Here is a 14,336-nt window from a genome sequence, read left to right as displayed (position 1 = left end):
GCGCTTTTCCTAGGCACTTCAATTTCTTTGATAGGATGTCAAGCTATGTCACAAGAACCCGTTGAAGCATTGAGTAAAAAGAACTCTCCGGAAACAGTCATAGAAATTCAAAACGCGATCGCAGAAATCCAAGGGACACCAGCACCTAGAATCGCAAATAACGTATTTGAATCCTCACCGCATTTGTTGATTGAAAAAGGACGAGTAAAAGGTAACAACAATCAACTGCTGGATGGCAGCTATACGGATCTTCCAGACCAATATACGTTGCAGATAAGAGGTGAAACCTGTGGCTTGTACTACGCCAAAACAGATACCTTTGTCACTCTCAGTTCACTAGATTGTGAGCCCATCATTAAGTTTTAGATCTCCCAAAAAGAGAAGCCCGCTGATATCAGCGGGCTTCCTACTTTATTGTTCAGTGTGAAACGGTCAACGTTACTTTAGTTCAATCCATGCTTTGCGCTGTTGCTTATCCATGTATGACCAAGCTACAAAGCGGCTCACTTTCTGTCCTTGGCTCATTTCAACCACACGAATGGCTTTCACACCCAATTTTTCAAGCTGCTTACGCATCGGGCGAACGTTGTCTTTTTTGGATATAAGGGTTGTAAACCACAAGACCTGCGCGGCAAAAGCTTGGCTTTCATTCGCCATTTTTCGGATAAACGCCGCTTCTCCACCTTCACACCACAATTCAGCGTTTTGACCGCCAAAATTCAACGCGGGCTTACTTGTCTTTACTTGTGCGGTTTGAGGTTTTAGCCCTTTCTTACGCTGGTTTGCTTTTAGATTATCGATTTTACGCTGGCTGCCCATAGCGGCATCTTCCGCCGAACGGTGGAATGGCGGATTACATGTCGTCACATCATAACGATCATTCGGTTGAATGATACCTCGATAAATATTGGCATCATTGTGTTGCTGTATCAGTGCAATTTTTCCCGTCAAAACACGATTGTGCTCTACGATCGTTTGAGCCGATTGGATGGATTTTGGATCGACATCGCTGCCCGTATAGTGCCAACCGTATTTTGTTACACCAACAATCGGATAAATACAGTTTGCTCCCACGCCAATGTCCAACGCTTTCACTTTTTGGTGCGCGTACTGACCTTTTACTTCACTATCAAGTAGTTCTGCCACTCGGTGAATGTAATCAGCGCGGCCCGGAATCGGTGGGCAAAGGTAGGTGTCGGGAATGTCCCAGAACTCGACACCATAATACGCAGCAAGCAATGCTTTATTGAGCATTTTAACAGCATTAGGATCAGAGAAGTTTATGGAATCTTCCCCTTTCGGATTTTTGATAACGAATGGCTTTAACTGTGGTTCACTTTCCACGAGTTTTTTAAAATCGTAACGACCTCGATGAACATTACGCTCATGCAAACCATTCTTCGCTATTTTTATGAACTCGACTTCGCTCTTTCCTGCAGGCTGAGGGGATTTGCGCGCAACTTTGTCTTTAACACGCTTCGGCTTGTCTTTATTCGCGTCTTTCTTCTGAGCCGCCATTGAAGCCTTTGGCTTTGCTTGCTTCGCGTTGTGATTATTGTTCTTCATTCAAATTCGCTTTTAAATCGAGATAAATCATAAACAAACGAGCATCAAATTCGAGTTGGTGATACTCAGGCTCCATGTAGCAACATAACTGATAGAACGCCTTGTCGTGGTTTTTCTCACGAGTATGTGCCAACTCATGTACCACCAGCATCCTTAATAGTGGCTCGGGCGCATCTTTAAATACATTGGCAATGCGAATCTCGTTTTTCGACTTCAGCTTACCGCCATGGTTTCTACTGATTACACTGTGCAAACCAAGCGCGTTGTTTACCGCGTGAATTTTCTTATCGTAGACAACTTTACTGATTGGCGCGGCTTTCTTCATGTAGCGGTTTTTGATTGCCATGGCGTACTCATAGAGCGCCCTTTCGCTTTTGATTTGGTGCCTGTCGGGATAACGCTTCTCGAACCAAGGAACAAACTTGCCACTCGCTATCAATGAGCTCACCTGCTCTACGATGTTTTGTGGGTAGCCTTGAATGTATCGAAGTGACGGATGCATAGAATTAACGTCTGTTATGACAAAATAAAGGCGCTCAATATACCTGAGATAAAGGACAGTTTCACCTTAGCTTTCGCCTTTCATTTATTGTGAAAGGCCGTTAAACTTCGCCTCCCAATGATAATGGAGAGAAACTCAATGAAACGTGTCGTCCTTTACGTCAAAGACAAATGCCCTCACTGCAAAGATGCTCAACGTTATCTGGATTCGAAAAATATTAACTATCGTTTGTGCAATGCTAAGATGCAACGCGGTCGCAAAGAACTTGATGCGCTTGGTGCTCGTTCAGTGCCAGTTTTAAAAATTGGTGATCGGGTAATGATTGGCTGGAACCCAAAGAACTTCGAGAAGATGTACAAAGGCGACTAGTGCTCGGACGATGAATCTGCGCTGCGTTTAAACGTAGCGCTTGATAAAGTCGATAAACGTTCGATCTGCTATTGATAAATACCCCTGCTTGCGCCAAGCAAGTGCCAGATCCAGCGTCACTGGTGGTTCAAACGGTAAGCCAACAACGCCCGACTCATGTTGAGTCACCAATTCCAGTAACGCGGTAATCGCAAACTCTTGTTTTACAATACTCAAAATCAAAGGCAGTAAGTTGGTCTCGAATGATGACTTCATGGTAAACCCATGCTCCTCACTCACCTGATCCAAAAATTCGCGGTGAAAATAGCCATGCTGAAACATAACCAAATCGTGTTCAAAGAACTCATCAAAAGTAAGAGCGTGTCGCTGGGCTAACTCATGCTCAGGTGAAACAACTGCGACCATTTGGCTAGTAAACAAATGGTCAGTTTCTAGGTCATCAGGCACGTTATCACAACTGATCACACCGATATCGAGTTGACCATTGAGCAGCATACGACGAATCGATTGAGTCCCAGCTTCGACCAAGGTCAATTTTAACTCCGGGAACTGGCTTTTAAACGCCATCACAATTCGTGGAAAGAAATAACTGCCCATCATTGATGGCGTCCCTAGTCTTACTTCGCCTTTCGCTAAACCTTTCAACTCATCAATCGCGAGCTGCGCGTCGTGCAACTGTTGAATCACCCGCTTAGCATGCACAAGTAACGTTTCGCCCTCTTTCGTTAAGCTGATTTTTTTATCATCACGGCGAAATAGGGTAACGCCCAAAGACTGCTCAAACTTTTTGATAGAAATGCTTAATGCGGGCTGGGCAATATGCAGGGCTTTCGCCGCATGGGTAATGTTTCCATGTTCAGCGACCGCCAGAAAATGTTTAAGTTGTTTCGATTCCATTAGATCAAAAATATATGGTGTCCATATTTTTAATATATTTTTTTAATTTACAACGAACTGATAGATTGATCACAGTCTCTCCATTTGCTCACATTAGGCAGGATTCATGGTCAGTTTTGGCACACCGGAATACAAACGCATTACGCTCTCGCTAGCGCTTGGTTCCTTCTTGGTTTTTTCAAATTTATACCTACTACAGCCAATGCTGCCCACTTTTGCCCAAATTTTCACGATCTCAGAAACGCAAGTTAACTGGTTATTTGCGGCCTCAACACTCGCTCTCTCTTTTAGCCTCGTTCCGATGGCTGTGTTGTCAGAATCAGTGGGACGAAAGCCAGTCATGATGGCTGGTCTGTTTTCGATTCCTACCCTTTCCGCTTTGATGCTGTTTGGTGACTCATTTCTGTTTTTGGTGGTATGTCGAGCACTGATCGGTGTCGCGCTCGCAGCTTTTGCTGCGGTCGCCGTGGCTTACATGGCAGAAGAGCTCGACAAGCACGCTTTCTCGATGGCAATTGGAACGTACATTGCGGCTAACTCATTAGGCGGTATTGCAGGGCGTATTAGCGGCGGCTTATTGGCGGACAATTTCAGTGTTGATGTCGCCATAGAAGTTATGATGGTGTTCACTCTTCTTGGTGTCATTGGCGTTCACTATTTATTGCCAACACAGCGCAACTTCACCCCGTCATCAAGCAGCTTGCGCCATCAAAATCGTGCGCTTATTGGTCATTTTAAAAACCAACGCGTGTGGTTCGCGATGCTGATAGGAGGACTCAACTTTGCTTTGTTCGTCAACCTTTACTCCGTCATGGGTTTCCGTCTGGTGAGTGAACCTCACAATGTGCCCGTCGGGTTGGCCTCACTGATCTTTATTTGTTACTTGGGAGGGACTTTCTCCTCTCGTTGCGCAGGCCACTGGAGTAAACGTTATTCATCAATCCTCGGTATGTTCTTAGGCGCGATAGTGAGCATGACGGGGATGTGGATTGCGGCGGTTGAAAGCTTGACTGCAATGCTATTTGGATTGTTGTTGATAAGTTTTGGTGCCTTCTTTACTCATACCCTCGCCTACGGATGGGTCGGTCAGAATGCCACTCGTGCCAAAGCCACCGCGACAGCGCTCTACTTAGTACACTACTACGTAGGCGGTAGCTTAGGAGGATTCTTACTTCTTTATTGTTGGCAGCATGGAGGTTGGTCGAGTGTTCTTATGGGGGGAAGCGCAGTCTACCTAGCAATGTTTGCTGCGATTGCGTATTTGAAACACATTGCCGAAAGAAAGCATACTGACCAAACACCTGACGCTGCGAGTTTAAAGAGTAGCTAAGGTACGCTCATTTGCGTAATACCTCTCTGGTTACTTGGATAACCAACTCTGCTATGCTTGGGCTACTTTAATAAAAACCAGAAAGTCGTATGTCAACGCGTTCAACACAAAACACAGATATCGAAGCGATCACTCAACAGGTCGATCAATGGCTCAACGATGTGGTAATCGGACTCAACCTTTGTCCGTTTGCTGCCAAACCGCAACGTAATAAACAAATCAAAATTTTTGTTAGTGAAGCGACTCAAGAAGAAGCGCTTCTTGAAGATATTTTATTGCAGCTGATTGAGCTGAGTAACACAGAACCCGAACAACTTGAGACCACGTTGGTTGTGGTTCCCAACATGCTACAAGATTTCTGGGACTACAACTTTTGCATAGATTGGGTTGAAGGATTAATTAAGCAGCAAAACTGGGAAGGTATTTTCCAAGTAGCGACTTTCCATCCTGATTACTGTTTTGGCGGCGCAAGGCCTGAAGACGACGAAAACCTGACCAATCGTTCTCCTTACCCGATCTTCCATTTGATTCGCGAAGAGAGTATGGAAAAGGTACTAAAACACTATCCTGATCCTAAATCCATTCCCGATACGAACATCGCTCGTGTTTCCGCCCTTTCAGAGGAAGAACGTAAAAAGCTGTTCCCTTACCTATTTCGTTAAGCACCACCATTCCCCAAAGGCAGATTTATCACCAGTTAGATGCAATGCCCTTGGGGTTCAAAGTGCGGTTTGGTATCATTGCCGCTTCAATCGATTCAATGGAAATTAGAATGCAACTGTCAAAGCTAACCCAAGAGATTTTTGATCACTTATACCGTGATATCACCGAGTTCCGTAGTACGTTCGACTTACCAGTCGCAGACGCTGCAAGCCTTGATGCACAAGCAGATACACTACACACCTCTTTGGCGATCGAAGAGCTAACAGAGCTAGCAGAAGCAGATTGTAAAACTGAGCAAGCAGATGCCATCGTAGACAGCGTGTATGTATTAATGGGCCGTCTCGTTCATCTTGGCCACAGCAAAATAGAAGACAACCTGGCGATCAGCTACTTAATTGATCTTCTATTAAACGTTGCGGTAAACCGTGGTATCGAATTTATTCCTTGCTGGGATGAAGTACATTCAAGCAACATGAGCAAAGTATGCCGTAACGAGCAAGAGTACTCAGAAACAGAAGCATTCTACGCGGAACAAGGCATCAAGTTGATGGCGGTGCAGAAAGGTGAATACATCATCGCGAAATGCGCCGAAGATTTCGTATCGGAAGGTAAAACCATTCGTAAAGGCAAAGTACTCAAATCTGTTTACTACCGCCCTGCAGATCTAAAACCGTTAACTCAATAAGCGTTGAGTTTGGCTATCTCGATTAAAAAAAAACGACCTCAAGTAGGTCGTTTTTTATTGTCCCTAAACATTAATCAAAGATTAAATAAGGTTGCTCATCTACGATGACCTTTTTGACTTGAGTATTGAACACTTCCCCGAGAGCTTCTTCCGTTAGCACAGTATCGGCACTTCCTGATGAGTGCAGCACACCGTTGTTAAGCAGCAATACTTTATCTGCGTGCTTTAATGTGCGATTGAGATCGTGATTAGCAACCAATACTCCAATTCCCTGCGCCGCCATAGTGTTAATCAATTGATAGAGCAGACCCTCTTGCGCAATATCTAACGGTGCTGCTGGCTCATCCAAAATTAAAAACTGCGAAAAAGGATTAATGGTACGCCACACCTGCAAACATACACCTGCTAATCGGACACGCTGCCACTCACCACCGGATAATGTTTGAATACTGCGATGAAGCTTATCTTGCAGTTGTACCAGCTCCACCACCATATTGACAGCATCACGCACTTTGATATCCGCAATCTCAGCACCACTTGGCAGAGATAAAGCGAGATACTGAAACACATCAACATTAAACGCTGGGCGCGATTGCTGACACAAATAACCTCGAACATGAGCTTGCTCTGACAACGGTAAAGTAAGCAAGTTTTTGTTGCCAACGTACACTTCACCACTCATACCGTCTCGGTGACTTAACGTACCAGAAATCGCAGCCAATAAAGTACTCTTACCGGAACCATTAGGCCCAACGATATGTACGATTTCGCCAGCTTTGCATTCAAAAGAAAGAGGCAATAATCGACTACCAACCGACATATGTTTAACGTGCATCATGACTCTTCACCAGCATCCAGATGAAAATAGGTGCGCCAATCGATGTTGTCATGACACCTAAAGGTAACTCTGCGGAGTCCAATAACAGTCTTGCGCCGATGTCAGCAAATACAAGCAACGCAGCACCAGATATTGCAGAAAGTGGCAATAAATAACGGTTTTCAGTACCAAAAGCCAAACGCAACAAGTGCGGCACCACCAAACCAACAAAACTGATGATGCCACCCAACGCGACTGAGCTACCCACCAAAACAGAAATGGCGAGGATCAATTTCCAACGCATTTGATGCACATCGACACCCAATTGGGTCGCATGAATCTCACCCAGCATCAATTTATCAAGCGACTTGCCTTTACAACATAACCAGATAAGCACCGGTAACATCACCAAAGTAACGGTATGTTGATACCAACTTGCACCGCCAATACTGCCCATTAACCAATACATCAGTTGGCGTAAACTGAGATCATCACTAAAGTAAAATGCCCACGTCACAATCGCGCTCGATAAAATACCCAATGCGACCCCAACCAAAAGCAATCGAGCCGTCGTCAGGTGCATTGCCCTTGCTATCGCCACCAAAACAAACGTGAATACCATCGAGCCAGCAATCGCTGCCAACATAAAAACAATCGGGGTAGGAAGAACAGGTGACGCGAACATGATTAAGACCATTGCTAAGCTTGCGCCACCAGAGATACCAAGCACGCCAGGTTCAGCCAACACGTTCCCAAGCAACACTTGTAACGTCGCGCCAGATACCGCTAACGCAGCACCAATAATTGCCGCAGACACTAACCTCGGTAAACGCAAGTCCACCAATAACTTCTGTTCAAATGCAGATAAGGATTGAAAAGGAGAAAGGAAAATTTCTCCGACCATCAAGTGAATGGCAGAGAGTACAGCGAGCACGATCGACATAACCATCAGGTTACGTTGCCAGCGTCGTTCCTTGTTCAGGATAAGTTGTTGAAAATCCATAGCGGCCGATAAAAACAAACGAGGCTTAACCTTACAGTTAAGCCTCGGTAAATTGCAATTAACTTCTCAAAGCAATGTTGGATTAATCGTAAACCAACTCACCCTCTTCAAAACGGGTTTTCACTTCACAAACCATCAGAGCTGCACGTTGACCTATTGCGACGTGGCGGTTCGGGAAGACAATCGCTTCGTTTTCATTCTTCGCCATTAATGGTTTGTCGCCATCATGACCAAACACTTCGCCGTGAACAAATGAGGTGAAGTTTTCAACATTGTCGTCGAACATAAAGTCAAAGTCTTCGTTCAAACGAACGATTGTGCGACTTACGCGATACTTAATGCATGGTTTTGGTAAGTGTTCTGGCTTCGTTTCCGCAATCAAATTACGTAAAGACAAATCAAACGCGGTCAGTTTATCGAGGTCATTTTCACCGATACGAGCCACACGGCCAAGCTCCATTGTGAGAGCCTGCGCACCAAAATTCTCGGCACTGTACCAGCTAAACGTGCTCGATGGTGAGTTTGACAGGAGCACTGCTTCAATGTGTGCACTGTCCAAGAAATCGATCAATGCCTTGCTACGCACAGGATGACGAGTCTTAGGACTTACTGCAAACGTATAGTGCTTCGAGCCTCTAATCGCGCAGTGTAAATCAAGGTGCCAGCGTGTTGTCGGGTCGGTATCCTGATAAAAATCTCGAACAAGCAGCTTAAGCGTATCGGCGATAACAAGCTCTTTTGTCTGTTTGTGTTCTTTTTCGTCAAACAGACGGTTGAGATTTTCTTCGAGGAATCGCGTGTGCGCCAGAGTGGATTCTGGGTGAGCGATAATGAACAGACAACGGGTATCGACCGTCTGGAACCCAGATTCTATGTCTTGAATAATGGAATCCACCAGCTCCATCGGTGCGGTTTCATCTCCGTGAACCCCACAAGAGATGATGATGTTCTTCGTATCCTGAGTATAATTCGCAGGGATTACTTCTAATACACCACGCTGATAGAGTTTAAGTTTTACACCGTTAGAAAGCACCTGCTCCGCTGGTGCAACATCAATATGAACATCTAACGTGTCAGTTAAAAACGATTGGCGAAAGAGAGACTTCGTCATGCGTTACTCCTTAATAGCACGGCGGATATGTTAATAAATTGTACAAAGGATTTTTGTTGCTGCGATCTCACTTATGAGTAGAAATCACTATTTCCCTCGAAAATCCGATGCCTTTTCGCGCCAGGCACTCAAATCAAGCATTGAGGCGTTTAATTTTCAAACAATTACAAAGTGTTAGGGCTGTGAACTTTACCACAGCCCTGATTAAGATCATTATGATTTGATCAAATTTTTGTAGCTATAAAGCAGATTATGCATCAACACTGCGAAAAACTTAGCCGCGCTGTGCGAGCAAACGCTCAAACTCATCGACTTTTTCACGCACTAGCTCAACACTCTGCTGCCAAAACGTTGGCTGGGTTAAATCCATCGACAAATGCTTTTCGACGACATCTTCCGCCATCATGCAGCCTGTATCGCGCAGCAAATTGATGTAATCGGTGTAAAACGCTTCGCCTTTGGTTTCTCGCTGTGCATAGATACCCTTGCTAAACAAGAAACCAAATAGGTATGGGTAGTTATAAAAGCTCACGCTATCAATAGAAAAGTGCAGCTTGCTTGCCCAGAAGTACGGATCCGGTTCGCTCATTACGTCGCCATACCATTCTTTCCAAGTTTCTGACATCAACTCACAGAATTCATCTGCGGTTAACTCTCCATCCTGGCGGCGTTCATAAAACGATTTTTCAAACTCGTAGCGAACCGGAATGTTGATCATTAAAGCTAGCGCAGATGACAACTCTTCCCACAACATCTCGAGCTTTTCATCAACGCTCTCAGCTTTCGAAATCAAATGATCACGAACGATGTTTTCTGCAAAGATAGAGGCGGTTTCTGCTAACGTCATTGGGTAGTAAGTTTGGCAAAGTGGCAAATCACGAATAACCCAGTTATGGAACGCATGGCCAAGTTCATGTGCCAGAGTCATAAGGTCTGACCGGCTGCCACTCCAAGTCATAAACACAAGCGGTGTTCGCGTTGCTGGCAGTTTGGTGCAGTATGCGCCAAGACGCTTGTTAGCATTTGGCGCGGCATCAATCCAACCATTTTGTACCATCAAACGGACAAATTCCGACATCTCAGGGTTTACTGTTTCAAATGCTTCACAAATAACCTCAATCGCTTCATCAAAGTCGTAAACCTTCGCTTCACCGCTCAAAGCAGGCATAGCCGCCAGATGATTCCAAGGTTTCATCTCATCCAGACCATGTACTTGCGCCATCAATAAACCCGCTTTCTGACCAATAGCTCGACTGTCTTTGGCTACGGTCATCATCGCATTTAAAGTTTCAGCTTGGATTCGGCTACCATGCAAACTCGGCTCTAGGAAGTGAACTTCACGCTTCGTAGAACGCTTTTTGTTTTCAGTTAAGCGCCATCCTGCTAACGCATTCAAAATCGCAGCGAATGATTCTTGGTGCGTTTGCATTGCATCTTGTACGCCTCGCCACGCGGCTTCTTGACGCTCGAATTCAGAACCATAAAGAATGCTTGCCGCTTGAGAAAACCCAAGCTCTTCACTATTACCATCTGTGTACTCAAGCTTCACTTTCAATGAGCCAGTCAGGTTATCGTATAGGTTACCCCAAGCCGATTTGCCATCCACACTCATCGCAGCCAGTAACTGTTCTTCTGCGTTGCTAAGACGAGTATCCGCCAACTTTCTAGAATTCAAGATAGAAAAAGCTTGCCCACTGATATCAGGATTCTCATGGTCTAACACGCGCAAGATAAACTCTTCGTCGGCATGAGTTAATGTCAAATCAAAGGGACTGAACGCTTGGGAAAGCTCCGAAAAGATGCGGGTCATTTTACCAAGTAACGATTTCGCTTCGGCGTTTGTTGCATCAACAGAAGCATAACAACTCGCAAAATTTGCAACTGTGCCCGCTAAACGACTCGCAGCTTCATTGGTCAAAATCGCATTTTGCATGATCTCTACGTTGCCACAATCTGCTGATTGTTTATTCAAAAGATCAATACATTGTTCTACAAGAGCAATATCGTCTTGAATTCGTGGGTCAGAAAGGTCGTTATAAACGATGGACAAATCCCAACTCGGCGTTGTCATTTCTATATTTCCTTTTTATGTAACTGAGTCAATTTTCGCTTCCTGCACCTAGCAGATGGGCTTCCACTGACATCTTCCGTGACTATGCCCGTAAGCAATATCGTTCTGGGCATTTTAATATTTATAAATTAACGAGTTAAAAGAGGTACGCCAATCGAACGCACCGAGGCGTAAATTTGCTCATCTATGGTAATTGTTAAATGCGTGACAGAAGCGTTTCCTATCGACAACGTCGAATACCACTTTGGGTTACGCCAATCTAACTCCAATACATGAGCAAGAATCATACGAATGACGCCACCATGCGTGACGATAAGTAGATTGTCATTGATATCGTTGATGATTTGAGACCAAACGCGACATATGCGCTCAGACAATGTGCTTAAGCTCTCAGCATTCGGCAACGTATGTTGTGCTGGCGATTGCCAAAAAGCATCTAGCTTTTTCCACTGCTCAGTGAGCATATCAAAAGGCATACCATCAAAATCACCAAATGCCATCTCTTGTAAAGACTCATCCGTCATTACTGGTAATAATTGCTGTTCAGCAATGATGTTTGCCAGTTCTTGACAGCGTGAAAGCGGAGAAGAAATTATTCCACCCACACCTCGTCCACTCTCGGCCCAAGCCCGAGCAATACTCTCTTGATCAGCAGGCGTAACTTTTACATCTGTTTGGCCATGGAGTCCTGGTGGAGCGTCTACTTTTCCATGACGCACAAGATAGATATTGAGTGTTTTCATTTTGTTCCATCCTACTCTTTAAGAACCAACGGCAAACCAGCAGCAACAAAGGTAACGCGATGGCAAACACTGGCTAGTTTTTGATTCATCCGTCCTGCATTATCCACAAAATAACGACTAACCGCCCCCAAAGGTACAATGCCCATTCCAACCTCGTTAGAGACGAATATTAACGTCGCATCTGAGCCACGTACCACCTGTATAAGCTTTTCAATTTCTGCTTCTAGCTTCTCATTGGAACATTCATCACCTAACTCAAATATCCAATTGTTGAGCCACAAGGTTAAACAGTCGATCAATACAACATCGGTGATAGCGAAATTTGTCAGTAACTCAGATAAATGAAGGGGGCATTCATGCTCTTGCCACTCGCCCCCGCGTTGCTTTTGATGATGCGCTATTCGCTCTCGCATTTCTTGGTCAAATGGCAGCGCGGTTGCAACATAGTGTAATGATCGATGAGAAGCGACCGATAATTGCTTAGCTGTTTTTTCTGCCAAATGCGACTTCCCAGAGCGCGCGCCACCGAGTATCAATTGCTTCATGAGGAGTGATACAACCCAATCATAGTGAGATAAATAAGCAGTTCCGACAACTGTTGCGCTGCGCCAAGGCAATCCCCCGTAAAGCCGCCAATTCTCTTGGTTAACCAACGTTTGAACATCAAACGAAATACCACGAGAACAAGCGATATCAAGATCGCATCCGCGATACCAAGCACAAGCAATGTTACGCCACCAGTAAACAACAAAATGGAGACTTCTAGAGAAGACTGGCGACTTGCTAGCGGTTTACTTTTCGACGTATCACTGTCACTGACATAAGGCATGTCATAAATAAGCGTCGCTGCTAGTGCTCGGCTTGCGGTGTAAGCGACGACAATGACCAACCAAAAGTGCGGCAAGTTAGCCAGTTCACTCCAAAAAACATACTTAGCCAATAACGCCATAATGAGAGTGGCGGCACCATAAGTGCCAATACGACTGTCTTTCATAATAGAGAGGCGTCGCTCTACGGTCATGCCACCGCCAATGCCATCCGCCATATCGGTCAAGCCGTCTTCGTGAAAAGCCCCAGTTAACAATAAGCTAAACACCATCGTTAATACTATGGCAACCGACTCTGGGAAAAAAATTGAGGTGAGCGAGAATACCAAAGCGCAAAGTGCTCCAAGCACGAGACCAACTAACGCAAAGTAACGGCCTGCCTGATTCATGCGTTCTTCACTGTAAGGCAACGCTTGGGGCACGGGTAAGCGGCTAAAAAAACTGGTAGCTAATAGAAATAACTCCCACTGGTATCTTAACGATGACGGCGTGACTTTCTCAGAATTATCAGGGACTGACACTAAACTGTAACTCCTGCACTCTCAAAGCTCGCCATTTTGTTGTAAAACTGGGCAGCAGCTTTTAACAGAGGCAAGGCAAGAGCGGCTCCTGTTCCCTCCCCTAGCCGTAAACCAAGGTCGAGCAGAGGTTCTGCTTTAAGATGTTCCAATACAAATTTATGTCCATTTTCTTCAGAGCGATGGGCAAACAACATGTATTCACGCGTTTCTTCGTCTAACAACGTCGCAATATAAGCCGCTACCGATACGATAAACCCATCCACTAAAACTGGAGTTTTAAGCCGCTTGGCTTCTAAAAAAGCGCCCACCATTTGTACGATTTCAAAACCCCCAACCTGTGCGAGAATCGCTTTGGTATCAAGACCTCGACATCGGTTTACCCCCTGTGCTACCAGTTTATATTTGCGGCTCAACTGCTGTTGATTGATTCCGGTGCCAACGCCAACACAATAATCAATATCTAATGAGCTCAGCGCCGATAACAGTGCTGAGGCCGAACTGGTATTACCGATGCCCATCTCGCCGAACATTAAGAGGTTTGAACCATGCAAAATGGTATGCTCAGCAATCTTCGCACCATATTCTAAACCTAACGCCACTTGTTCTGGGGACATCGCGGATTGTTTAGAAAAATTAGCCGTACCGTTACCCAACCGTTGTTCAACCAAGTTGGGATGGGATTTAAATTCTGGAACCAGCACATCAATAGGAGCCAACATGCCGCAATCTATTACTTTGAGTTGAATGCCATTAATGTCGCAAAAACAGTTGATGGCTGCGCCGCCAGCGAGAAAGTTAGCCACCATTTGCTGAGTGACTTCGCTTGGCGCAATGCTCACACCCTCCTCTGCAACGCCGTGATCTCCAGCAAATACCAGCATGCTCGGTTTGCAGATAGCGATGGAATCAACTGGCTGAGGTTTATTCTGACTTTGAATAAGAGCTAACTGCAGTGCCACCTTTTCCAATAAGCCTAAAGAACCGACGGGTTTGGTTTTGTTATCTATGCGTGCTTGTATCTCCGCAGCAAAAGAGTCATCCATTTTTTACGTTCCTTTGATGTTGTCTGGGTGAGAGGTGTTCTGTTGTTCAAGAGGTCTTGTTCAGCGACAGTTTTTGCGCGCCCACTATTGTATACACTTGCATCCAATTGGGGCAGCGCTAATCAAGTTTATCTCAGGATAGTCTGCCGAGTTCGCAGAGCGTCTCACCTTTCTTGCACGAGATTATA

The 14,336-nt window shown here is 45.1% G+C and carries 16 protein-coding genes; 5 read left to right on the top strand and 11 right to left on the bottom strand.

All coding sequences use genetic code 11. The annotated features are described in order from the left end of the window. The first annotated feature begins 45 nt into the window (after positions 1-45). Positions 46-366 carry a hypothetical protein gene (locus tag R7Z50_RS05350; RefSeq protein WP_053350410.1) on the top strand — a complete coding sequence of 107 codons (321 nt, stop codon included), beginning with the start codon at positions 46-48 and terminating at the stop codon, positions 364-366. A gap of 72 nt (positions 367-438) precedes the next feature. Here the strand turns inward: R7Z50_RS05350 and rlmF are convergent, their stop codons facing one another. Both rlmF and R7Z50_RS05340 read right to left on the bottom strand, forming a co-directional pair. Next, positions 439-1,566 carry a 23S rRNA (adenine(1618)-N(6))-methyltransferase RlmF gene (gene rlmF, locus R7Z50_RS05345; protein ID WP_065274415.1) on the bottom strand — a complete coding sequence of 376 codons (1,128 nt, stop codon included), beginning with the start codon at positions 1,564-1,566 and terminating at the stop codon, positions 439-441. Continuing rightward, complete coding sequence (locus tag R7Z50_RS05340; RefSeq protein ID WP_005377870.1) at positions 1,553-2,068, bottom strand: M48 family metallopeptidase; 516 nt, start codon at positions 2,066-2,068, stop codon at positions 1,553-1,555. Before R7Z50_RS05340 ends, rlmF begins: the two co-directional genes overlap by 14 nt. Positions 2,069-2,206: 138 nt before the next feature. On the opposite strand from R7Z50_RS05340, the gene R7Z50_RS05335 reads away from it, so the two are divergent. Continuing rightward, positions 2,207-2,437 (top strand): glutaredoxin family protein, encoded by a 231-nt coding sequence (locus R7Z50_RS05335; protein WP_005377871.1) that lies wholly within the window; start codon positions 2,207-2,209, stop codon positions 2,435-2,437. 27 nt (positions 2,438-2,464) lie between these two features. Here the strand turns inward: R7Z50_RS05335 and R7Z50_RS05330 are convergent, their stop codons facing one another. Further along, a complete protein-coding gene (locus tag R7Z50_RS05330) occupies positions 2,465-3,334 on the bottom strand; it encodes a LysR family transcriptional regulator (RefSeq protein WP_109168432.1) in 870 nt (289 codons plus the stop codon). A gap of 106 nt (positions 3,335-3,440) precedes the next feature. Here R7Z50_RS05330 and R7Z50_RS05325 point away from each other — a divergent pair, with 106 nt between their 5' ends. The 3 genes from R7Z50_RS05325 to R7Z50_RS05315 all read left to right on the top strand — a co-directional run bounded on the left by R7Z50_RS05325 (position 3,441) and on the right by R7Z50_RS05315 (position 6,012). After that, positions 3,441-4,664 carry an MFS transporter gene (locus R7Z50_RS05325; RefSeq protein ID WP_006741641.1) on the top strand — a complete coding sequence of 408 codons (1,224 nt, stop codon included), beginning with the start codon at positions 3,441-3,443 and terminating at the stop codon, positions 4,662-4,664. Positions 4,665-4,753: 89 nt separating this feature from the next. Then, on the top strand, positions 4,754-5,326 hold the full coding sequence (locus R7Z50_RS05320; protein ID WP_042521931.1) for a DUF1415 domain-containing protein: 573 nt from the start codon (positions 4,754-4,756) through the stop codon (positions 5,324-5,326). A 110-nt stretch (positions 5,327-5,436) separates the two neighbouring features. After that, positions 5,437-6,012 carry a nucleoside triphosphate pyrophosphohydrolase family protein gene (locus R7Z50_RS05315; RefSeq protein ID WP_042521933.1) on the top strand — a complete coding sequence of 192 codons (576 nt, stop codon included), beginning with the start codon at positions 5,437-5,439 and terminating at the stop codon, positions 6,010-6,012. A gap of 70 nt (positions 6,013-6,082) precedes the next feature. On the opposite strand, the gene btuD is transcribed toward R7Z50_RS05315, so the two are convergent. The 8 genes from btuD to cobT all read right to left on the bottom strand — a co-directional run bounded on the left by btuD (position 6,083) and on the right by cobT (position 14,148). Then, entirely contained in the window at positions 6,083-6,850 is a 768-nt protein-coding gene (gene btuD / locus R7Z50_RS05310; protein WP_080773704.1) for a vitamin B12 ABC transporter ATP-binding protein BtuD, read from the bottom strand. Continuing rightward, positions 6,837-7,832 (bottom strand): vitamin B12 ABC transporter permease BtuC, encoded by a 996-nt coding sequence (gene btuC, locus R7Z50_RS05305; RefSeq protein ID WP_042521936.1) that lies wholly within the window; start codon positions 7,830-7,832, stop codon positions 6,837-6,839. The genes btuD and btuC overlap by 14 nt, the downstream gene beginning before the upstream one ends. 82 nt (positions 7,833-7,914) lie before the next feature. Beyond that, positions 7,915-8,943, bottom strand: coding sequence for a succinylglutamate desuccinylase (locus tag R7Z50_RS05300; protein WP_005377878.1), 1,029 nt, complete (start codon positions 8,941-8,943; stop codon positions 7,915-7,917). A gap of 274 nt (positions 8,944-9,217) precedes the next feature. Further along, a complete protein-coding gene (locus R7Z50_RS05295; protein ID WP_042521938.1) occupies positions 9,218-11,014 on the bottom strand; it encodes a M3 family oligoendopeptidase in 1,797 nt (598 codons plus the stop codon). 128 nt (positions 11,015-11,142) lie between these two features. Further along, positions 11,143-11,757, bottom strand: coding sequence for an alpha-ribazole phosphatase family protein (cobC, locus tag R7Z50_RS05290; protein WP_213915036.1), 615 nt, complete (start codon positions 11,755-11,757; stop codon positions 11,143-11,145). A gap of 11 nt (positions 11,758-11,768) precedes the next feature. Beyond that, the gene (gene cobU, locus R7Z50_RS05285) at positions 11,769-12,302 is read right to left on the bottom strand and encodes a bifunctional adenosylcobinamide kinase/adenosylcobinamide-phosphate guanylyltransferase (protein WP_065274411.1); all 534 of its coding nucleotides are present in this window, start codon (positions 12,300-12,302) and stop codon (positions 11,769-11,771) included. Then, positions 12,299-13,105 (bottom strand): adenosylcobinamide-GDP ribazoletransferase, encoded by an 807-nt coding sequence (locus R7Z50_RS05280; protein WP_054576446.1) that lies wholly within the window; start codon positions 13,103-13,105, stop codon positions 12,299-12,301. Before R7Z50_RS05280 ends, cobU begins: the two co-directional genes overlap by 4 nt. Then, positions 13,105-14,148 (bottom strand): nicotinate-nucleotide--dimethylbenzimidazole phosphoribosyltransferase, encoded by a 1,044-nt coding sequence (gene cobT, locus R7Z50_RS05275; protein WP_005377883.1) that lies wholly within the window; start codon positions 14,146-14,148, stop codon positions 13,105-13,107. Before cobT ends, R7Z50_RS05280 begins: the two co-directional genes overlap by 1 nt. Positions 14,149-14,336: the final 188 nt, after the last annotated feature.

This window comes from Vibrio sp. 1249-1, from assembly GCF_033340495.1.
This window is presented reverse-complemented; position numbering and strand designations above follow the sequence as displayed.

Excerpts from the sequence above, each read along its gene's own strand:
- R7Z50_RS05350 (WP_053350410.1), top strand. The coding sequence starts at position 46 with ATGTCACAAGAACCCGTTGAAGCATTGAGTAAAAAGAACTCTCCGGAA.
- rlmF (WP_065274415.1), bottom strand. The coding sequence starts at position 1,566 with ATGAAGAACAATAATCACAACGCGAAGCAAGCAAAGCCAAAGGCTTCA.
- R7Z50_RS05340 (WP_005377870.1), bottom strand. The coding sequence starts at position 2,068 with ATGCATCCGTCACTTCGATACATTCAAGGCTACCCACAAAACATCGTA.
- R7Z50_RS05335 (WP_005377871.1), top strand. The coding sequence starts at position 2,207 with ATGAAACGTGTCGTCCTTTACGTCAAAGACAAATGCCCTCACTGCAAA.
- R7Z50_RS05330 (WP_109168432.1), bottom strand. The coding sequence starts at position 3,334 with ATGGAATCGAAACAACTTAAACATTTTCTGGCGGTCGCTGAACATGGA.
- R7Z50_RS05325 (WP_006741641.1), top strand. The coding sequence starts at position 3,441 with ATGGTCAGTTTTGGCACACCGGAATACAAACGCATTACGCTCTCGCTA.
- R7Z50_RS05320 (WP_042521931.1), top strand. The coding sequence starts at position 4,754 with ATGTCAACGCGTTCAACACAAAACACAGATATCGAAGCGATCACTCAA.
- R7Z50_RS05315 (WP_042521933.1), top strand. The coding sequence starts at position 5,437 with ATGCAACTGTCAAAGCTAACCCAAGAGATTTTTGATCACTTATACCGT.
- btuD (WP_080773704.1), bottom strand. The coding sequence starts at position 6,850 with ATGATGCACGTTAAACATATGTCGGTTGGTAGTCGATTATTGCCTCTT.
- btuC (WP_042521936.1), bottom strand. The coding sequence starts at position 7,832 with ATGGATTTTCAACAACTTATCCTGAACAAGGAACGACGCTGGCAACGT.
- R7Z50_RS05300 (WP_005377878.1), bottom strand. The coding sequence starts at position 8,943 with ATGACGAAGTCTCTCTTTCGCCAATCGTTTTTAACTGACACGTTAGAT.
- R7Z50_RS05295 (WP_042521938.1), bottom strand. The coding sequence starts at position 11,014 with ATGACAACGCCGAGTTGGGATTTGTCCATCGTTTATAACGACCTTTCT.
- cobC (WP_213915036.1), bottom strand. The coding sequence starts at position 11,757 with ATGAAAACACTCAATATCTATCTTGTGCGTCATGGAAAAGTAGACGCT.
- cobU (WP_065274411.1), bottom strand. The coding sequence starts at position 12,302 with ATGAAGCAATTGATACTCGGTGGCGCGCGCTCTGGGAAGTCGCATTTG.
- cobT (WP_005377883.1), bottom strand. The coding sequence starts at position 14,148 with ATGGATGACTCTTTTGCTGCGGAGATACAAGCACGCATAGATAACAAA.